Source organism: Actinobacillus seminis, from assembly GCF_002263215.1.
GTDB lineage: Bacteria > Pseudomonadota > Gammaproteobacteria > Enterobacterales > Pasteurellaceae > Actinobacillus_B > Actinobacillus_B seminis.
Map to the genome: position 1 here is coordinate 22,675 of NZ_NLFK01000002.1, position 20,531 is coordinate 43,205.

Below are 20,531 nucleotides of genomic sequence, written 5' to 3' on the forward strand. Positions count from 1 at the left end.
TATGGAACATTATCTTAGCCTTTTCGTTAAATCCGTATTTATCGAAAATATGGCACTTTCCTTCTTCTTGGGAATGTGTACTTTCCTTGCAGTATCCAAAAAGGTCTCTACTGCCTTTGGTTTAGGGGTTGCGGTAACCGTGGTATTGGGTATTTCCGTACCGGCTAATCAATTGGTATATGATCTTATTTTGAAGGAAGGCGCATTGGTGGAGGGTGTTGATTTAACTTTCTTAAACTTCATCACTTTTATCGGTGTAATTGCAGCGTTAGTTCAAATTCTCGAAATGATTTTGGATAAATACTTCCCCGCACTTTATAACGCATTAGGGATCTTTTTACCGTTAATTACGGTAAACTGTGCAATCTTTGGGGGCGTATCATTTATGGTGCAACGTGACTACAACTTCGGCGAATCCGTGGTGTACGGTTTTGGTGCCGGTATCGGTTGGATGTTAGCGATTGTTGCGCTTGCCGGTATTACTGAAAAAATGAAATATGCGGATGTTCCTGCAGGTTTACGTGGTTTAGGGATTACCTTTATCAGCGTAGGTTTGATGGCGCTTGGCTTTATGTCGTTTTCAGGTATTCAGTTGTAAAAAGGGGATACTAAATGGAAATTACACTAGGTATTGCAATGTTTACCGTCATCGTTTTGGTTTTAGCGGTATTGATTTTATTTGCTAAATCAAAATTGGTGAATTCCGGTGACATTACTATTGAAATTAATGATGATCCGAGCAAGGCAATTAATTTACCGGCCGGCGGAAAATTATTAGGTGCCTTGGCAAGTAAAGGTATCTTCGTATCATCCGCTTGTGGCGGCGGCGGTTCTTGCGGTCAATGCGTAGTTAAAGTATTAGAAGGCGGTGGCGATATTTTACCGACCGAATTGTCTCATATTTCTAAACGTGAAGCTAAAGAAGGTTATCGTCTTTCATGCCAAGTTAACGTTAAAAACAGCATGAAAATTGAGTTGCCGGAAGACGTGTTTGGCGTGAAAAAATGGGAATGTACCGTTATTTCTAACGATAACAAAGCTACCTTTATTAAAGAGCTTAAATTAGCGATTCCGGAAGGCGAAGAAGTGCCATTCCGTGCCGGTGGTTATATTCAAATCGAAGCGGATCCACATACGGTAGCATATAAAGATTTTGATATTCCGGAAGAATACCATGAAGATTGGAACAAATACGACTTATGGCGTTATGTATCCAAAGTGGACGAGCATATTATCCGTGCTTACTCCATGGCGTCTTATCCGGAAGAGAAAGGCATCATTATGCTTAATGTGCGTATCGCAACGCCTCCACCACGTAACCCGGATGTTCCGCCGGGTCAAATGTCCTCTTATATTTGGTCATTAAAACCGGGTGATAAAGTTACGATTTCCGGTCCATTCGGTGAATTCTTCGCGAAAGAAACTGACGCTGAAATGGTATTTATCGGTGGTGGTGCCGGTATGGCGCCAATGCGTTCTCATATCTTTGACCAATTAAAACGTTTACATAGTAAACGTAAAATGTCATTCTGGTATGGTGCGCGTTCTAAACGCGAAATCTTCTATCAAGAAGACTTCGACCAATTACAAGCTGAAAATGATAACTTCGTATGGCACGTTGCACTATCAGATGCGTTGCCGGAAGATAATTGGACAGGTTACACCGGCTTTATCCACAACGTGCTTTATGAGAACTATCTCAAAAATCATGAAGCGCCGGAAGATTGTGAATACTATATGTGTGGACCTCCGGTCATGAATGCCGCGGTAATCAAAATGTTGAAAGACTTAGGCGTTGAAGACGAAAACATCTTATTAGATGATTTCGGTGGTTGATGCAACCAAAACCATAAAAGAGCGGTCAGATTTCTGACCGCTTTCACCATTCTTGCGGTTGATAAAAATTTGTTGCAGATAAACTATGACAAAGAAGATAATTTTCTTTCCAAGAAAAAGCAATATGGCATTTGGCAGAAATAACTGAATTACCATATTAGATATGATTTTAAAAAATGCGTTTAGGCAGTGGAATATGATGAAAATAAAACAATTAACGACATGGCTTGGCGCCATTATTTTAATATTGATGCTCGCGGCTTGCGACAACTCGCCGGAATTAGTCAGCCTCAGCGGTCATACTATGGGGACGACCTATTCGATTAAATATGTGAATTCCGGAGAAACCCCATTATCACCAGATGAAGTCCATGAGAACGTAGAAAACATTTTGAAAGATGTTAATAATAAAATGTCCACTTACATTCCAACGTCGGAATTAAGTCAATTTAATCACAATACACAAATTAATACACCAATTGAAGTTTCAGCAGATTTAGCGATGGTGATCAAAGAAGCTATTCGCTTAAATCAAATAACTGAAGGAAAATTGGATGTGACCGTGGGATCATTGGTTAACCTGTGGGGATTTGGTCCGGAAAAACGCGTTGATAAACGTCCTACAGATCAAGAACTTGCCGAACGCCGAGCATGGATTGGTATTGATAAATTAAAATTAACTGAGCAATTTGGTAAGTTTTATCTTGAAAAAAGCGTTCCACAGCTCTATATTGACCTTTCTTCCATTGCGAAAGGTTTTGGCGTTGATCAGGTTGCCAACTATATTGAAAAAATCAATAAAACCGATTACTTGGTAGAAATTGGCGGCGAAATTCGCGCTAAAGGAAAAAATATTGAGAACAAACCTTGGCAAATTGCGATCGAAAAACCGAAATTTGATGGTTCTCGCGCTGTCGAAGAAATTATTGGATTGCATAATTTAGCCATGGCAACCTCGGGTGATTATCGTAATTATTTTGAAGAAAATGGACAGCGTTTTTCACACGAAATTGATCCGGCAACGGGGTTACCTATTCAGCATCGCTTAGCTTCTATCACCGTGTTATCGCCTTCATCAATGACCGCTGATGGATTATCCACAGGATTATTTGTGCTGGGGGATGAACGCGCGTTACAGATCGCGGAAAAGGAAAATTTGGCAGTTTATTTAATTATCAAGACAGATAAAGGATTTGAAAATAAAATGTCATCCGCGTTTAAGAAGCTGATGCAACAGGAGTAAACTATGCAATTATTTATGATCACTTTCGGCATTTTTATGCTGGTTATTTTAGGAATGGCGTTGGGTTATATTTTCAAGAAAAAAGCTATCACGGGGAGCTGCGGCGGTATTGCTGCACTTGGGCTACAGAAAGTGTGTGACTGTGAAGAACCTTGCGATACGCTACAGGCAAAATTGGATGCCGGTGATGAAAAAGCCATTGCGGAATATGAAGAAAAATTTGCTAAAAAAGCGGTACAATTTTACGAAGTAAAATAATGGAAAAAATGACCGCACTTTACTTTATAGGATAATAATGAAATCAAAAACATACGAACAATATTTTGCACCGCTTAGCGAGCAACAACGGGCGGTAAATCGTAGTAAAAAAGTCATCTGCGGGATGTCCGGAGGGGTGGATTCTTCCGTATCCGCCTTTATTCTTCAACAACAAGGCTACCAGGTGGAAGGCTTGTTTATGAAAAACTGGGAAGAGGACGACGATACGGATTATTGCACTGCCGCCGCCGATTTAGCGGATGCACAGGCAGTATGCGATAAACTTGGTATTAAGCTACATAAAATTAATTTTGCCGCAGAATATTGGAATAATGTATTTGAACATTTTTTGGCGGAATACCAAGCCGGTCGCACACCAAATCCGGATATTTTGTGCAACAAAGAAATTAAATTTAAGGCGTTTTTGGAATATGCCGCGGAAGATTTAGGTGCTGATTATATTGCGACAGGGCATTATGTGCGTCGTCGTGATCTGCCGGATGGGGCGCAACTTTTACGCGGGCTGGATCCAAATAAAGATCAAAGCTATTTCCTTTATACATTAAGCAAATATCAGGTGGCGCAAAGTTTGTTCCCGGTTGGTAATATTGAAAAACCGGTTGTGCGAGCGATAGCTGAAGATCTTGGCTTGATAACGGCGAAGAAAAAAGATTCTACCGGAATTTGTTTTATTGGTGAGCGTAAATTTAAAGACTTTTTAGCTCGTTACCTGCCGGCACAACCCGGCAATATTCGAACCTTGGAGGGCGAAATTATCGGGCATCACCAAGGATTGATGTATCACACCCTAGGTCAGCGCAAAGGCTTAGGTATCGGAGGAATTAAAGGCAAAGATGAAAATGCTTGGTATGTAGTCAAAAAAGACTTGAAAAACAATGAATTAATTGTAGCACAAGGCTTGGATAATTCTGCTTTATTATCCCGCGGATTAATCGCGCAGCAATTGCATTGGGTCAATCGTCAATCGATACATGAAGCTTTTCGTTGCACAGTTAAAACCCGCTACCGTCAACAGGATATCCCTTGCAACGTCATCCCTGTCAACGATGACTGCATTAAAGTGTGTTTCGACGAGCCGCAAATTGCGGTCACGCCGGGACAATCCGCGGTTTTTTACCAAGGCGAAGTGTGCCTTGGAGGAGGGATTATTGATATACAGTTGAAATAATTTCTGTTTTTATCTGATCATAAAAAGTTAGATGGTTATTCAAAGGGCTGATTTTGATATTGTATCGGACTCAGTCTTTTTAGTTTTAATTGAATTTGTTATGCATTATAGCAACGCACATCGTTATGGATTTCCTGTTTGACTTCATCAATACATTCAAAGGCTTTTTCGTAACGACCTTCTGTTTTCATTCGTTTGAAACGTTATTAATGCACTCCGGAATCGGAGAAAAATAACGAAATGTCTTTTGGTAATGTTTGAAATAGAAACTCACAACTTGCTGTTTGAATGTTTGGTTGGATTTAGTTATAAAAAATCTACACTTTAATCAATTGGACAGCCGGTTTAACTTTTTTTGCGCAGATTAAAATAACTGCACTTTTTTAGAATTAGATAAGGCGAGGTCAACGTTTTTCAGTTTTGTGATACAGAGCGAAATTCTTTTGATGATTGCTAAAAATGCTTTTTCTAAAAGGAAAAAATGTGTAAGAATATGAGAACTTTTTATGACTGTTAATAGGATAACACAGGGTTTATTAATGAAAACTACGGCTGAAATTAGAAAATCATTTCTTGATTTTTTTCATAGTAAGGGGCATCAAATTGTTGAGAGTGGTTCTCTCGTACCTGAAAATGATCCGACTCTTTTATTTACCAATGCCGGCATGAACCAATTTAAAGACGTTTTTCTCGGTATGGACAAAAGAGCCTATTCTCGCGCAACTACTGCACAGCGTTGTGTCCGTGCCGGTGGTAAGCATAACGATTTAGAAAACGTTGGATATACTGCTCGTCACCATACTTTCTTTGAAATGCTTGGTAATTTCAGTTTTGGTGATTATTTTAAACATGACGCTATTAATTTCAGTTGGGAATTTTTAACTTCACCACAATGGTTAGGGTTGCCGAAAGAAAAATTATGGGTTACGGTTTATCAAACGGATGACGAGGCTTATGATATTTGGCACAACGAAGTAGGTATTCCGGCAGAACGTATTATTCGCATTGGAGACAACAAAGGCGCGTCTTATGCCTCAGATAATTTCTGGCAAATGGGCGATACCGGACCTTGTGGTCCTTGTACAGAAATTTTCTATGATCACGGTGAGCATATTTGGGGAGGACCACCGGGATCGCCTGAAGAAGACGGTGATCGTTATATTGAGATTTGGAATATTGTGTTTATGCAATTCAATCGTCAGGCAGACGGTACGCTGCACAATTTACCGAAACCATCCGTGGATACCGGTATGGGGTTGGAGCGTATCAGCGCAGTGATGCAGCATGTAAATTCCAACTATGATATTGATATTTTCCAAAAATTAATTGCCAAAGCAGCGCAATTAACCGGGCAGACAGATTTAAGTAATAAATCATTGCGCGTGATCGCGGATCATATTCGTTCTTGCGCTTATTTGATTGCGGATGGCGTAATTCCATCAAATGAAGGGCGTGGTTATGTTTTACGTCGTATTATTCGTCGCGCGGTACGTCATGGACATTTACTTGGCGCCAAAGAGGCATTTTTCTATAAATTAGTGCCGACCTTGATCGAGGTGATGGCAGAGGCGGGTAAAGATGTCCAAGCCAAACAGGTGAATGTAGAAAAGTTATTGCGTTTAGAGGAAGAACAATTTGCACGAACGCTAGAGCGTGGTTTGACGTTATTGGATGAAGCCTTGGTGAATGTCAAAGACAATGTATTATCCGGTGAGGTGGCATTTAAACTTTATGATACCTTTGGTTTTCCGCTGGATTTAACCGCAGATGTATGTCGTGAGCGCAATATTAAAATTGATGAAGAAGGTTTTGAGCGTGAAATGGACGCGCAGCGTTCACGTGCGCAAGCTGCGAGCCAATTCGGTATGGATTACAGTAATGTCATTCGTGTGGATGGCGTGACAAAATTTGAAGGTTATACAGAATCAGAAAGTTTGGCAAAAGTGACCGCACTTTTCCATGATGGAAAAGCGGTAGAGCGTTTGGTTGCAGGGCAAAGTGGCATTGTTATTTTAGAAAATACGCCATTTTATGCAGAGTCAGGCGGTCAAATCGGCGATAGCGGTCGTTTAGAAGGTAATGCGTTGCATTTTGATGTGAAAGATACGCAAAAATATGGTCAAGTATTTGGCCATATCGGTGAGCTAACACAAGGCGAATTGCGCGTTGGTCAGTCAGTGAATGCGGTGGTGGATGTAGAACGTCGCCAACAAACCTCATTAAATCACTCAGCAACCCATTTGTTACACGCCGCATTGCGTCAAGTTTTAGGGACGCATGTGGGACAAAAAGGATCCTTGGTCTCTGATGTGGCATTGCGTTTTGACTTTACTCATCAGGAAGCCATTAATAAGGCACAATTGGCGAAAATTGAGCGTTTGGTTAATCAACAAATTCGTGCGAATAATCCGATTCAAACAGATGTGATGGCATTGGATGAGGCAAAAGCCAAAGGGGCGATGGCACTTTTTGGGGAGAAATATGCTGATCAAGTGCGTGTCTTGACTATGGGAGATTTTTCTATCGAATTGTGCGGTGGGGTTCATGCGAAACGCACTGGTGATATCGGATTGTTTAAAATTATCAGTGAAACGGCGATTGCTGCGGGTATTCGTCGTATTGAGGCGGTGACCGGTGAAAATGCAATATCTTGGTTGTTCCATCAACAAGATTTACTCAATCAAAGCGCTGAGTTATTAAAATCTGATGTGAATTCGTTAGTGGAAAAAATTCAGCAGTTGCAAGACAAATCGAAGAAAAATGAGAAAGAATTGAGCGCATTAAAAGAAAAAATGGCAATGCAAGCCAGCTCGGATTTAATTAAAAGTACGGTTAAAATTCATGGGGTTTCCGTTTTAATTCAACAGCTTGATGGAGTTGAAACAAAATCTTTGCGCGTGATGGTTGATGATCTTAAAAATCAATTGGGTTCGGGAGTGATTGTATTTGCTTCCTCTTTTGAAGGGAAAGTGAACCTGGTTGTTGGAGTGACGCCTGATTTAACCACTAAAGTAAAAGCCGGTGAGTTGGTTAATTTAATGGCACAACAAGTTGGTGGAAAAGGGGGCGGACGTCCGGATATGGCAATGGCGGGCGGTTCTCAGCCTGAAAATATTGAAAAAGCACTGGCAGTTTGTGCTGAATGGTTACAGTCTCATATACAATAATAAAATTTGTGAGGTAACTCACAAGTTTGTATTTTAGTGATGACATTTTATTTTTACATGCTGTAGGATACGTAAAATTTATTATTTTTATTTCAGATAGGGATATTGCTAGGTGACCGGAATGTTTAGTCAAAAAAATAAAAAAATGAGGAGGTTTAGATGCTGATCTTAACCAGAAAAGTTGGCGAAAGCTTACTCATTGGGGATGATATTTCTGTTACGATCTTGAATATTCGTGGTAATCAAGTGAAGATTGGGGTTGATGCACCTAAAGATGTATCTGTTCATCGTGAAGAGATTTATCAGCGCATCAAAGAGGAGCAGAGTGAGTAGCCCAATTAAATGACTTTGTAATTGGTAAGATATGGAGAATGTATGGGTAAATTAACTTGCTTTAAAGCTTATGATATTCGTGGTCGTTTAGGTGATGAACTAAACGTGGATATTGTGTATCGTATTGGGCGTGCATTCGGGCAATTTCTTCAACCTAAGACAATTGTTGTAGGCGGAGACGTTCGCTTAACCAGTAAAGAATTAAAAAGCGCGGTGACAAATGGGTTGTTGGACTCCGGTGTGAATGTGGTTGATTTAGGTGAGACTGGAACCGAAGAAGTATATTTTGCGACCTCTTTTTTAGATGCTGATGGCGGTATTGAAGTGACTGCCAGCCACAACCCAATGGATTACAACGGATTAAAACTTGTTCGCAAAGGCTCTCGTCCAATTAGTGTTGACACCGGTTTGGCTGATATTCAACGTTTAGCAGAAGAAAATCAATTTCCGGCAGTGACCAAACGTGGCGAATATAAGCAGCTATCTGTTTTGGGGGATTATGTTGAGCATCTGCTGTCTTACATTAATTTAGATAACCTAAAACCGATGAAATTGGTGATCAACTCCGGTAACGGTGTCGCAGGTCACGTGGTTGATGCGATTGAAGCGCAGTTCCGCGCCAAACAAGTACCGGTTGAATTTATTAAAGTGCATAATAATCCGGACGGTACGTTCCCTAACGGTATTCCTAACCCGATTTTACCTGAAAATCGTCAAGATACTATTGATGCGGTATTAGCGAACAAAGCAAATATGGGGATTGCTTTTGACGGAGATTTTGACCGTTGTTTCTTATTTGATGAAAACGGTGGCTTTATTGAGGGTTATTATATTGTTGGTTTACTCAGTCATGCTTTCTTACAGAAAAATAAAGGCGCGAAAATCATTTATGATCCGCGTTTGATTTGGAATACGATTAAATTAGTGGAAGAAAATGGCGGTGAAGCGATTATGTCTAAATCTGGACATTCTTTCATTAAAGAAAAAATGCGTGAAGTAGATGCTATTTATGGCGGTGAAATGAGCGCACACCACTATTTCCGTGATTTCTTCTATTGTGATAGCGGCATGATTCCTTGGTTGTTGGTCATGGAATTAGTCTGCACCACTGGAAAAACCTTAGGACAATTGGTGGGTGGCAGTATTAATACTTATCCTTCTCCGGGCGAGATTAATAGCAAACTTGCTGATGCGAAATCGGCGATTGCCCGTGTACGTGCCGCTTATGAGAAAGATGCTATCGATGTGAATGAAATTGATGGGATCAGTATTGAATATCCGACTTGGCGTTTCAATTTACGCAGTTCAAATACCGAGCCGGTTGTGCGTTTAAATCTTGAAACTCGAGGCGATAAGCAATTGATGGCGGAAAAAACTGAGGAAATTCTCGCGTTATTACGTCAATAATTGTATAAAAAAGTTACCGCACTTTGTCGTTTTGCATAAAGTGCGGTTGTTTATTGTTTAGAATAAGGAAAACCAATGAAAGCGATTATTCCTGTTGCCGGGCTTGGAACGAGAATGTTGCCGGCAACCAAGGCAATACCGAAAGAAATGTTAACATTAGTTGATAAACCGTTAATTCAGTATGTTGTTAATGAGTGTATTGCTGCCGGTATTAAAGAAATCGTATTAGTCACACATTCGTCCAAAAATGCTATCGAAAACCATTTTGATACTTCTTTTGAATTGGAGACTATGTTGGAAAAACGGGTGAAACGTCAGTTATTGGATGAAGTGCGTTCTATTTGTCCGAAAGATGTAACAATTATGCACGTACGTCAAGGAAACGCCAAAGGATTAGGTCATGCGGTCTTATGTGGTCGTCCGGTTGTGGGGAATGAACCGTTTGCAGTTATTTTGCCGGATGTGTTGCTCGCGGATTTTACTGCAAATCAAAAAACGGAAAATTTGGCGGCAATGTTAAAACGTTTTAAAGAAACAAATACCAGCCAGATTATGGTGGCGCCAGTTGCGAAAAAAGATGTCAGTAGTTATGGTATTGTGAATTGTGGCGGTGTTGAGTTACATGGCGGCGAAAGTGCCAAAATTAACAGCATTGTCGAAAAACCGAGTATTGAGGAAGCATCATCAAATTTAGCCGTAGTGGGACGTTATGTTTTTTCTGCTGAAATTTGGGATTTGTTGGAAAAAACGCCAATTGGTGTTGGTGATGAAATTCAATTGACGGATGCAATTGATATGTTAATTGAGAAAGAAACAGTTGAAGCTTTTCATATGACGGGAGAAACATTCGACTGTGGCGATAAAATCGGTTATATGCAAGCCTTTGTTGAGTATGGATTGCATCACCCGCAATTAGGTGAAAAATTTGCAGATTATTTGAAGAAATTGGTAAAATCTTTGTAATTACACCGGTAAAGTGCGGTCATTTTTTGATTTATTTGCTTATTTTCTTTACAACAAGGTGTATAGAGGCTATAATCCGCTACCTTATTTATGATTTATGCAAGTTATTTGCATAATGGTTTTCTGGTTGGTGCTTGACCTTTTCAAGCCCCGTCCAAGACCGTAGGGGAGTTGAAGTTTCGTCTCTTAATTATCCTACGTAGATGGTGAACAGAATAAGAATTTTTCTTGCTTCTGGGCACCGAATTCGCCCTAATATGTGTCTATATTAGGTATTTTATTTCCGAGCAATCGGAGTGTATTCAGGAGCTAAAACCAATGGCATTAAATCTTCAAGACAAACAAGCAATTGTTGCTGAAGTAAATGAAGCAGCCAAAGGTGCCCTATCTGCTGTGATCGCGGATTCTCGCGGTGTAACCGTAGATAAAATGACTGAACTACGTAAAGCAGCTCGTGAAGTTGGTGTTTCAATGCGTGTTGTGCGTAATACTTTATTACGTCGTGCAGTTGAAGGCACTGATTACGAATGTTTAAAAGATGCGTTTGTAGGTCCAACACTTATTGCGTTCTCTAACGAACATCCGGGCGCAGCAGCTCGTTTGTTTAAAGATTTTGCGAAAGCAAACGATAAGTTTGAAATTAAAGGTGCAGCCTTTGAAGGTAAGATCCAAGATGTTGAATTCTTAGCAACATTACCGACTTACGAAGAAGCTATCGCACGTTTAATGGGTACTATGAAAGAAGCGGCGGCAGGCAAACTTGTTCGCACTCTTGCGGCATATCGCGACAAATTACAAGAAGCGGCTTAATTCAACCGTTTCTTAACTCGTTTAATTTATTTACATTAGGAATTGATTGTTATGTCATTAACTAACGAACAAATCATTGAAGCAATTGCTTCTAAATCTGTAACTGAAATCGTAGAATTAATTTCTGCAATGGAAGAAAAATTTGGTGTTTCTGCAGCGGCAGCAGCGGTAGCGGTAGCAGCAGGTCCGGCTGAAGCAGCTGAAGAAAAAACTGAATTTGACGTAGTTCTTGCAGCAGCGGGTGCTAATAAAGTTGCAGTTATCAAAGCAGTACGTGGTGCAACCGGTTTAGGCTTAAAAGAAGCGAAAGACTTAGTTGAATCTGCACCGGCAGTATTGAAAGAAGGTATCGCTAAAGCTGAAGCTGAAGCCTTGAAGAAAGAATTGGAAGAAGCTGGCGCACAAGTAGAAATCAAATAATTTTGATCTTTAGTCAACTTTTCAACATTCAAAAAGACCCGGATAGTAACATTAGGGTCTTTTTTTGGGGTGTATCGTTTGCTTATGCGCTCAAAACTAATAACAAGCTTTTGTAACTTAGCATATAAGTTATAATTCGCTATTGCTAAAAAATAGTCAATTTGTTATAATTTGCAATCCAAATTTTGCATAGTTGACTAGGTGAATGATCATCTGGTCTTTTATGCTGCTCCAAAAGCGAAAATTCATTAACCGTTATGATTTTTGCTTTACTCACAGTAAATTTTGTGGTTATTGTTGAGTGTTGTCCCACTACAGAAGTAAGGTTCAGAGTGCGGTCATTATTAACGGTTAATCATTGTCGTGCGCTTTTACATTTTTCAATGTTGCACGATTGGGTCACTGAACAGCAAGCAGAGGAACCCTATGGTTTACTCATATACCGAGAAAAAACGTATTCGTAAAGACTTCGGAAAACGTCCGCAAGTTTTAAATGTACCTTATTTATTAACAATTCAATTAGATTCTTTTGAAAAATTTATTCAAAGAGATCCGGATGGGCAGCAAGGGTTAGAAGCCGCATTCCGTTCTGTATTCCCGATTGTCAGCAATAATGGCAATACGGAATTGCAATATGTGAGCTATCAATTAGGCGAGCCGGTTTTTGATGTGCGTGAATGTCAAATTCGCGGTACGACTTTTGCCGCGCCGTTACGCGTAAAATTGCGCTTAGTTAGCTATGATAAAGATGCAGCACCCGGTACTATCAAAGATATTAAAGAACAAGAAGTTTATATGGGCGAAATTCCATTAATGACCGATAACGGTACCTTTGTGATTAATGGTACTGAACGTGTTATCGTGTCGCAATTACACCGCAGCCCGGGTGTGTTCTTTGATAGTGATAAAGGCAAAACCCATTCTTCCGGTAAAGTGCTTTATAACGCACGTATTATTCCTTACCGTGGTTCTTGGTTGGATTTTGAATTTGATCCGAAAGATAACCTTTATGCACGTATCGACCGTCGTCGTAAATTGCCGGCCACCATCATTTTGCGCGCGTTAGATTTTACGACTGAACAAATTTTAGATATTTTCTTCGATAAAGTTGTTTTTGAAATCAAAGATAACAAGTTATTGATGACCTTAGTACCGGAAAGATTGCGTGGCGAAACTGCAACTTTCGATATTGAAGCCAACGGTAAAGTTTATGTGGAACGCGGTCGTCGTATTACTGCGCGTCATATTCGTGCTTTAGAAAAAGATCAAATTTCTCAAGTTGAAGTACCGACTGAATACATTGTCGGTAAAGTGTCTGCTAAAGATTATGTGGATTTAGAAACGGGTGAAATTATTTGTGCTGCAAATATGGAGATTTCCTTAGAGCTATTAGCGAAATTAGCACAAGTCGGTTATAAAACCATTGAAACGTTATTTACCAATGATTTAGACCATGGTCCTTATATTTCCGAAACTTTGCGTGTAGATCCGTCAAATGATCGTTTAAGCGCTTTAGTAGAAATTTATCGTATGATGCGTCCGGGCGAGCCACCAACAAAAGAAGCTGCAGAAGGCTTGTTTGATAACTTATTCTTCTCTCAAGAACGCTATGATTTATCAGCGGTTGGTCGTATGAAATTCAACCGTTCTATCGGTATTGAAGAAGAAACCGGTAGCGGTATTTTAAGTAAAGACGATATTATCAGTGTGATGAAAAAACTGATTGAAATTCGTAACGGTCGTGGCGAAGTGGATGATATTGACCACTTAGGTAACCGTCGTATCCGTTCTGTAGGTGAAATGGCAGAGAACCAATTCCGCATCGGTTTGGTGCGCGTAGAACGAGCGGTAAAAGAGCGTTTGTCTTTGGGGGATTTAGATGCGGTAACACCACAAGATTTAATTAACGCGAAGCCGATTTCTGCAGCAGTGAAAGAATTCTTTGGTTCATCTCAATTATCACAATTTATGGATCAAAATAACCCGTTGTCAGAAGTCACACACAAACGTCGTATTTCTGCATTGGGACCGGGCGGTTTGACCCGTGAACGTGCCGGCTTTGAAGTTCGTGACGTTCATGCGACTCACTATGGTCGCGTATGTCCGATTGAAACCCCGGAAGGTCCGAATATCGGTTTGATTAACTCACTTTCCGTGTATGCGCGTACGAACGATTATGGGTTCTTAGAAACGCCATATCGTAAAGTTGTTAATGGTCAAGTGACCGAAGAAATTGAGTATTTGTCTGCTATTGAAGAAGGTAAATATGTCATTGCACAGGCAAACTCAAATTTAGACGAAGAATTGCGTTTTACTGATGCGTTCGTTACTTGTCGCGGTGAATTTGGTGAATCTGGTTTATATCGTCCGGAAGAAATTCACTATATGGATGTTTCTACGCAGCAAGTCGTTTCTGTAGCGGCGGCGCTTATTCCATTCCTTGAACATGATGATGCGAACCGTGCCTTGATGGGGGCGAACATGCAACGCCAAGCGGTTCCAACATTACGTGCAGATAAACCGTTGGTGGGTACCGGAATGGAAAAACCGGTGGCATTGGACTCCGGTGTCGCAGTGGTAGCAAAACGTGGCGGTATTATTCAATATGTGGATGCTTCCCGTATTGTGGTGAAAGTAAATGAAGATGAAACCATAGCAGGTGAAGCAGGGATTGATATTTATAATTTAATTAAATACACTCGGTCTAACCAAAATACTTGTATTAACCAAATTCCTTGTGTGAATTTAGGTGAACCAATTGAGCGTGGCGAAATTCTTGCCGACGGTCCATCAACCGATTTAGGTGAACTGGCGTTAGGTCAAAATATGCGTGTGGCATTTATGCCATGGAACGGTTATAACTTCGAAGATTCAATGTTAGTGTCTGAACGTGTTGTACAAGAAGATCGTTTCACAACAATTCATATTCAAGAATTATCTTGTGTGGCACGTGATACCAAATTAGGTTCGGAAGAAATCACAGCGGATATTCCAAACGTAGGTGAAGCAGCGTTAAGCAAACTTGATGAATCCGGTATTGTTTATATCGGAGCTGAAGTAAAAGGTGGCGATATTCTGGTGGGTAAAGTGACACCAAAAGGTGAAACGCAATTAACGCCGGAAGAAAAATTATTACGCGCGATCTTTGGTGAAAAAGCTTCTGATGTAAAAGATTCTTCTTTACGCGTGCCAAACAGTGTGTCTGGTACCGTTATTGATGTTCAAGTCTTTACGCGCGATGGCGTAGAAAAAGATAAACGTGCTTTAGAAATCGAAGAAATGCAGCTGAAACAAGCGAAAAAAGACCTTGTGGAAGAATTGGAGATTTTAGAAGCTGGTTTATTTGCCCGCGTACGTAAATTGCTTGTTTCCGGCGGTGTGGATGAAAAACAATTGGATAAATTGGATCGCACGAAATGGTTGGAGCAAACCTTAGCTGATGAAGACAAACAAAATCAGTTAGAGCAATTAGCGGAACAATACGAAGAATTGCGCAAAGAGTTTGAACATAAACTCGAAGTGAAACGTAGCAAAATTATTCAAGGGGATGATTTGGCACCGGGCGTTTTAAAAATCGTGAAAGTCTATCTTGCAGTGAAACGCCACATCCAACCGGGTGATAAAATGGCGGGGCGTCATGGTAACAAAGGGGTTATTTCAAAAATTAACCCGGTTGAAGATATGCCTTATGATGAAAACGGTCAACCGGTGGATATCGTGTTAAACCCTCTAGGGGTTCCGTCACGTATGAATATCGGTCAGATTCTTGAAACACACTTAGGTTTGGCGGCAAAAGGGATTGGTGATCAAATCAATGCCATGATCAAACAAAAACAAAGTGTAGAAAAATTGCGCGGTTATATTCAAAAAGCTTATGATTTGGGTGAAGGATCGCAAAAAGTAGATTTAAGTACCTTTACTGATGAAGAAGTGATGCGTTTAGCACAAAACTTACGTAAAGGTATGCCGCTTGCGACGCCGGTGTTTGATGGCGCGCATGAAAAAGAAATTAAAGAGCTTTTACAATTAGGCGGTTTGCCGACTTCTGGTCAAATTACCTTATATGATGGTCGTACCGGTGAGAAATTTGAACGTCCGGTTACCGTCGGTTATATGTATATGCTCAAATTGAACCACTTAGTTGACGACAAAATGCACGCTCGTTCAACGGGTTCTTATAGTCTTGTTACACAACAACCATTGGGGGGTAAAGCACAATTCGGTGGTCAACGTTTCGGTGAGATGGAGGTGTGGGCGCTTGAAGCTTATGGTGCGGCATACACATTACAAGAAATGTTAACCGTGAAGTCCGATGATGTGAACGGTCGTACGAAGATGTATAAAAACATCGTTAGCGGCACGCACCAAATGGATCCAAGCACACCGGAATCGTTCAATGTAATCATGAAAGAGATCCGTTCGCTTGGTATCAATATCGACTTAGATGAAGAGTAATCTAAGCGAAAAAAGACTTTAATGTACGCCCAAGTGCGGTTAAAAAATAAAAATTTTTGACCGCACTTGAATAAGTTTAACTCCGACAGGAGCAAATCGTGAAAGACTTAGTTAAGTTCTTAAAAGCACAATCAAAATCAAGTGATGATTTTGATGTCATCAAAATTGGATTAGCCTCACCGGATGTGATCCGTTCTTGGTCATTTGGTGAAGTAAAAAAACCGGAAACCATTAACTATCGTACGTTCAAGCCTGAACGTGATGGTCTCTTCTGTGCCCGTATTTTCGGGCCGGTTAAAGACTATGAATGTTTATGCGGTAAATATAAACGTTTAAAACACCGTGGTGTAATTTGTGAAAAATGTGGTGTTGAAGTTACCCAAGCCAAAGTTCGTCGTGAACGCATGGGACATATTGAACTTGCTTCCCCGGTAGCACATATTTGGTTTTTAAAATCACTTCCATCCCGTATCGGTTTATTATTAGATATGCCATTGCGCGATATCGAACGTGTGCTTTATTTTGAATCTTATATTGTGATCGAGCCGGGCATGACCGATCTGGAACGTGGACAATTGTTAACTGAAGAACAATTTATGGAAGCGGAAGATCGTTGGCAAGATGAATTTGATGCTAAAATGGGGGCAGAAGCCATCCAAGCCTTGTTGCGTGACATGGATTTAGAAGCAGAATGCGAAAATTTACGTGAAGAATTGCAAGAAACCAACTCTGAAACAAAACGTAAAAAAATCACTAAGCGTTTGAAATTATTAGAAGCCTTTGTTCAATCCGGCAATAAACCGGAGTGGATGGTGCTAACTGTATTGCCAGTATTACCACCGGATTTACGCCCATTAGTTCCTTTAGACGGCGGTCGTTTCGCAACTTCAGATTTGAACGATTTATATCGTCGCGTGATCAACCGTAACAACCGTTTAAAACGTCTTTTAGATTTGATTGCGCCGGATATTATCGTGCGTAATGAAAAACGGATGTTGCAAGAATCAGTAGATGCGTTATTAGATAATGGTCGTCGTGGTCGTGCTATCACTGGTTCTAACCGTCGTCCGTTAAAATCGCTTGCGGATATGATCAAAGGTAAACAAGGTCGTTTCCGTCAAAACTTATTAGGTAAACGTGTTGATTATTCGGGGCGTTCCGTAATTACCGTAGGACCATACTTGCATCTACATCAATGCGGTTTGCCGAAAAAAATGGCGTTGGAATTATTCCGTCCATTTATTTATGCGAAATTAGAAAGTCGCGGTTTTGCGACGACAATTAAAGCCGCTAAGAAAATGGTTGAGCGTGAAGATGCGATTGTTTGGGATATTCTTGCGGAAGTAATTCGCGAACACCCAATCCTGTTAAACCGTGCGCCAACCTTGCACCGTTTGGGTATTCAAGCCTTTGAGCCGATTTTGATCGAAGGTAAAGCGATCCAGTTACACCCGCTTGTTTGTGCGGCGTTTAACGCGGACTTTGATGGAGACCAAATGGCGGTTCATGTTCCATTAACACTTGAAGCGCAATTAGAAGCGCGTGCGTTAATGATGTCAACCAACAATATTTTATCACCAGCAAACGGTGAGCCAATTATCGTTCCGTCGCAAGACGTGGTCTTAGGTTTATATTATATGACGCGCGACAAAGTAAACGGTAAAGGCGAAGGAATGTTATTGCAAGATCCGTGTGAAGCGGAAAAAGCTTATCGTACCGGTGAAGCGGAATTGCATTCTCGCGTGAAAGTGCGTATTACAGAATATGTGAAAAATACGGCAAATGAATGGGTAGCACAAACTAACTTGGTGGATACTACCGTCGGTCGTGCTATTTTATGGATGATCGCGCCAAAAGGAATGCCATTTAGTTTGTTCAACCAAACCTTGGGTAAAAAAGCGATCTCAAAATTGATCAACGAAAGTTATCGTCGTTTAGGTTTGAAACCAAGTGTATTGTTTGCTGACCAAATCATGTACACCGGTTTCGCTTATGCGGCACGTTCCGGTTCTTCCGTCGGCATTGACGATATGGTTATTCCGGCGAAAAAATATGAAATTATTTCTGCGGCGGAAGAAGAAGTGGCTGAAATTCAAGAGCAATTCCAATCAGGGCTTGTCACAGCGGGTGAACGTTATAATAAAGTGATCGATATTTGGGCTGCGGCTAATGAGCGTGTTGCTAAAGCAATGATGGAAAACTTATCTTCCGAAGAAGTGGTGAACCGTCATGGTGAATTGGAAAAACAATCCTCTTTCAACAGCATCTTTATGATGGCAGATTCTGGGGCACGTGGTTCTGCAGCGCAGATTCGTCAGTTAGCGGGGATGCGTGGTTTGATGGCACGTCCAGACGGTTCGATTATCGAAACCCCGATTACTGCAAACTTCCGTGAAGGCTTGAACGTTTTACAATACTTTATTTCTACCCACGGTGCACGTAAAGGGCTTGCGGATACTGCGTTGAAAACAGCGAACTCCGGTTATTTGACCCGTCGTTTGGTTGATGTAGCACAAGACTTGGTGATCATAGAAGATGACTGCGGTACTCACGAAGGCATTGTGATGACACCATTGATCGAAGGGGGAGATGTTAAAGAAGCCTTGCGTGATCGTGTATTAGGTCGTGTGGCGGCAGAAGACATCTTAAAACCGGGTACCGACGAAGTATTAATTCCACGTAACACCTTGTTGGACGAAAAATTGTGTGACGTAATTGATGCTAACTCTGTGGATAGCATTAAAGTGCGTTCTGTAGTGACCTGTAATACTGACTTCGGTGTTTGTGCGAAATGTTATGGTCGCGATCTTGCTCGTGGGCATTTGATTAACCAAGGTGAAGCAGTTGGGGTAATTGCGGCTCAATCTATCGGCGAGCCTGGTACACAGTTAACCATGCGTACGTTCCATATCGGTGGTGCGGCATCTGCGGCAGCAAAAGAGTCCAGTATTCAAGTGAAGAATACCGGTACCTTACGTTTGACGAATGTGAAATTTGTAACAAATAATGAAGGTAAATTGGTTGTCACTTCACGTAATACGGAGCTAACCGTTATTGATGCTTTTGGTCGTACCAAAGAGCATTATAAAGTACCTTATGGTGCTATCTTAAATAAAGGCGACGGTCAAGCAGTAGATGCCGGTGAAATCGTGGCAAACTGGGATCCACATACGATGCCGGTTATTTCAGAAGTAAGCGGTTTTGTGAAATTCGTAGATATTGTTGATGGCTTGACAGTTACTCGTCAAACTGATGAGTTAACCGGTTTGTCTTCTATCGTGGTGCAAGATGTGGGAGAACGTGCGACAGCCGGTAAAGATTTACGTCCGGCATTGAAATTAGTTGATGCACAAGGTAATGATATTGTTATTCCGGGTACTGATGTCGCGGCGCAATACTTCTTACCGGGTAAAGCGATTGTTACCTTAGACGACGGTGCCGAAGTGCATATCGGTATTGCCTTGTCACGTATTCCGCAAGAATCCGTGGGAACCAAGGATATTACCGGGGGGCTTCCGCGCGTGGCAGATCTTTTCGAAGCGCGTAAACCGAAAGAACCGGCAATTTTAGCGGAAATTTCAGGTATTGTTTCCTTCGGTAAAGAAACCAAAGGTAAACGTCGCCTGTTAATTACACCGACAGATGGTGGCGAAGTATACGAAGAAATGATTCCAAAATGGCGTCAATTGAACGTATTTGAAGGCGAAATGGTACAACGTGGTGATTTAATCTCCGACGGTGCGGAAACGCCACATGATATCTTACGCTTACGTGGTGTACACGCGGTAACCAATTATATTGTTAACGAAGTACAAGAAGTTTACCGTTTACAAGGGGTAAAAATTAACGATAAACATATCGAAGTTATCGTGCGTCAAATGTTGCGTAAAGGAATCATCACCCAAGCTTACGATTCTGAATTCTTAGAGGGTGAGCAGGTGGAAGTGGCACGTGTGAAAATTGTTAACCGTCAACGTGAAGCTGAAGGCAAACCGTTGGTGGAATTTGAACGTGAATTGCTGGGCATTACTAAAGCGTCATTGGCAACGGAATCCTTTATTTCTGCGGCATCATTCCAAGAAACCACGCGCGTGCTTACCGAGGCAGCGGTGGCGGGTAAACGTGATGAATTGCGTGGCTTGAAAGAGAATGTTATCGTTGGTCGCTTAATTCCGGCAGGTACCGGTTTTGCTTATCATCAAAACCGTTTGAAAAATAAAACAAATGGCTTTGTTGAAGAGGAAGTACCGGTAAGATTTTCTGTCGAAGATGAGGAGGCGATTGCAGAGGAGTTTACGATGACTGCAGAAGATGCGACCGCGAGTTTAGCTGAAATGTTGAATATGGTGGACGAGGAATAACCTCTCATTTAACGAAGATAAAAACCCTTGCTGAAAGTAAGGGTTTTGTTGATATTTCACTAAAAAGTACCGCACTTTAGGCAAAGTGC

General features: G+C 41.0%; 14 protein-coding genes. 13 read left to right on the forward strand and 1 reads right to left on the reverse strand.

What is annotated here, in order from left to right:
• The first annotated feature begins 1 nt into the window (after position 1).
• The 5 genes from nqrE (at position 2) to mnmA (ending at position 4,526) form a co-directional block, all read left to right on the forward strand.
• On the forward strand, positions 2 to 598 hold the full coding sequence (nqrE, locus tag CFY87_RS02360; protein ID WP_094945702.1) for an NADH:ubiquinone reductase (Na(+)-transporting) subunit E: 597 nt from the start codon (positions 2 to 4) through the stop codon (positions 596 to 598).
• Between the two features lie 14 nt (positions 599 to 612).
• A complete protein-coding gene (gene nqrF, locus CFY87_RS02365) occupies positions 613 to 1,836 on the forward strand; it encodes an NADH:ubiquinone reductase (Na(+)-transporting) subunit F (protein ID WP_094945703.1) in 1,224 nt (407 codons plus the stop codon).
• A 199-nt stretch (positions 1,837 to 2,035) separates the two neighbouring features.
• Positions 2,036 to 3,079 carry an FAD:protein FMN transferase gene (locus tag CFY87_RS02370; RefSeq protein ID WP_094945874.1) on the forward strand — a complete coding sequence of 348 codons (1,044 nt, stop codon included), beginning with the start codon at positions 2,036 to 2,038 and terminating at the stop codon, positions 3,077 to 3,079.
• A 3-nt stretch (positions 3,080 to 3,082) separates the two neighbouring features.
• Positions 3,083 to 3,337: a (Na+)-NQR maturation NqrM gene (gene nqrM / locus CFY87_RS02375; RefSeq protein WP_094945704.1), complete on the forward strand. Its 255-nt coding sequence runs from the start codon at positions 3,083 to 3,085 to the stop codon at positions 3,335 to 3,337.
• A 37-nt stretch (positions 3,338 to 3,374) separates the two neighbouring features.
• Positions 3,375 to 4,526, forward strand: a complete 1,152-nt coding sequence (gene mnmA / locus CFY87_RS02380; protein ID WP_094945705.1) for a tRNA 2-thiouridine(34) synthase MnmA — start codon at positions 3,375 to 3,377, stop codon at positions 4,524 to 4,526.
• A 98-nt stretch (positions 4,527 to 4,624) separates the two neighbouring features.
• Here mnmA and CFY87_RS11440 read toward each other — a convergent pair whose 3' ends face one another.
• Positions 4,625 to 4,717 carry a hypothetical protein gene (locus tag CFY87_RS11440; RefSeq protein WP_115610066.1) on the reverse strand — a complete coding sequence of 31 codons (93 nt, stop codon included), beginning with the start codon at positions 4,715 to 4,717 and terminating at the stop codon, positions 4,625 to 4,627.
• A 348-nt stretch (positions 4,718 to 5,065) separates the two neighbouring features.
• Here CFY87_RS11440 and alaS point away from each other — a divergent pair, with 348 nt between their 5' ends.
• The 8 genes from alaS to rpoC all read left to right on the forward strand — a co-directional run bounded on the left by alaS (position 5,066) and on the right by rpoC (position 20,442).
• Positions 5,066 to 7,693 (forward strand): alanine--tRNA ligase, encoded by a 2,628-nt coding sequence (gene alaS / locus CFY87_RS02385; RefSeq protein WP_094945706.1) that lies wholly within the window; start codon positions 5,066 to 5,068, stop codon positions 7,691 to 7,693.
• Positions 7,694 to 7,852: 159 nt separating this feature from the next.
• Positions 7,853 to 8,026 (forward strand): carbon storage regulator CsrA, encoded by a 174-nt coding sequence (gene csrA, locus CFY87_RS02390; protein ID WP_094945707.1) that lies wholly within the window; start codon positions 7,853 to 7,855, stop codon positions 8,024 to 8,026.
• Between the two features lie 42 nt (positions 8,027 to 8,068).
• Positions 8,069 to 9,433, forward strand: coding sequence for a phosphohexomutase domain-containing protein (locus CFY87_RS02395; RefSeq protein ID WP_094945708.1), 1,365 nt, complete (start codon positions 8,069 to 8,071; stop codon positions 9,431 to 9,433).
• Between the two features lie 75 nt (positions 9,434 to 9,508).
• Positions 9,509 to 10,396, forward strand: coding sequence for a UTP--glucose-1-phosphate uridylyltransferase GalU (galU, locus tag CFY87_RS02400; protein WP_094945709.1), 888 nt, complete (start codon positions 9,509 to 9,511; stop codon positions 10,394 to 10,396).
• A 318-nt stretch (positions 10,397 to 10,714) separates the two neighbouring features.
• Positions 10,715 to 11,206, forward strand: coding sequence for a 50S ribosomal protein L10 (rplJ, locus tag CFY87_RS02405; RefSeq protein WP_094945710.1), 492 nt, complete (start codon positions 10,715 to 10,717; stop codon positions 11,204 to 11,206).
• A 51-nt stretch (positions 11,207 to 11,257) separates the two neighbouring features.
• On the forward strand, positions 11,258 to 11,626 hold the full coding sequence (rplL, locus tag CFY87_RS02410) for a 50S ribosomal protein L7/L12 (protein WP_094945711.1): 369 nt from the start codon (positions 11,258 to 11,260) through the stop codon (positions 11,624 to 11,626).
• 426 nt (positions 11,627 to 12,052) lie between these two features.
• Positions 12,053 to 16,081 carry a DNA-directed RNA polymerase subunit beta gene (gene rpoB, locus CFY87_RS02415; RefSeq protein ID WP_094945712.1) on the forward strand — a complete coding sequence of 1,343 codons (4,029 nt, stop codon included), beginning with the start codon at positions 12,053 to 12,055 and terminating at the stop codon, positions 16,079 to 16,081.
• A 98-nt stretch (positions 16,082 to 16,179) separates the two neighbouring features.
• Positions 16,180 to 20,442 carry a DNA-directed RNA polymerase subunit beta' gene (gene rpoC, locus CFY87_RS02420; RefSeq protein WP_094945713.1) on the forward strand — a complete coding sequence of 1,421 codons (4,263 nt, stop codon included), beginning with the start codon at positions 16,180 to 16,182 and terminating at the stop codon, positions 20,440 to 20,442.
• The last annotated feature ends 89 nt before the right edge of the window (positions 20,443 to 20,531 follow it).

Excerpts from the sequence above, each read along its gene's own strand:
- nqrE (WP_094945702.1), top strand. The coding sequence starts at position 2 with ATGGAACATTATCTTAGCCTTTTCGTTAAATCCGTATTTATCGAAAAT.
- nqrF (WP_094945703.1), top strand. The coding sequence starts at position 613 with ATGGAAATTACACTAGGTATTGCAATGTTTACCGTCATCGTTTTGGTT.
- CFY87_RS02370 (WP_094945874.1), top strand. The coding sequence starts at position 2,036 with ATGAAAATAAAACAATTAACGACATGGCTTGGCGCCATTATTTTAATA.
- nqrM (WP_094945704.1), top strand. The coding sequence starts at position 3,083 with ATGCAATTATTTATGATCACTTTCGGCATTTTTATGCTGGTTATTTTA.
- mnmA (WP_094945705.1), top strand. The coding sequence starts at position 3,375 with ATGAAATCAAAAACATACGAACAATATTTTGCACCGCTTAGCGAGCAA.
- CFY87_RS11440 (WP_115610066.1), bottom strand. The coding sequence starts at position 4,717 with ATGAAAACAGAAGGTCGTTACGAAAAAGCCTTTGAATGTATTGATGAA.
- alaS (WP_094945706.1), top strand. The coding sequence starts at position 5,066 with ATGAAAACTACGGCTGAAATTAGAAAATCATTTCTTGATTTTTTTCAT.
- csrA (WP_094945707.1), top strand. The coding sequence starts at position 7,853 with ATGCTGATCTTAACCAGAAAAGTTGGCGAAAGCTTACTCATTGGGGAT.
- CFY87_RS02395 (WP_094945708.1), top strand. The coding sequence starts at position 8,069 with ATGGGTAAATTAACTTGCTTTAAAGCTTATGATATTCGTGGTCGTTTA.
- galU (WP_094945709.1), top strand. The coding sequence starts at position 9,509 with ATGAAAGCGATTATTCCTGTTGCCGGGCTTGGAACGAGAATGTTGCCG.
- rplJ (WP_094945710.1), top strand. The coding sequence starts at position 10,715 with ATGGCATTAAATCTTCAAGACAAACAAGCAATTGTTGCTGAAGTAAAT.
- rplL (WP_094945711.1), top strand. The coding sequence starts at position 11,258 with ATGTCATTAACTAACGAACAAATCATTGAAGCAATTGCTTCTAAATCT.
- rpoB (WP_094945712.1), top strand. The coding sequence starts at position 12,053 with ATGGTTTACTCATATACCGAGAAAAAACGTATTCGTAAAGACTTCGGA.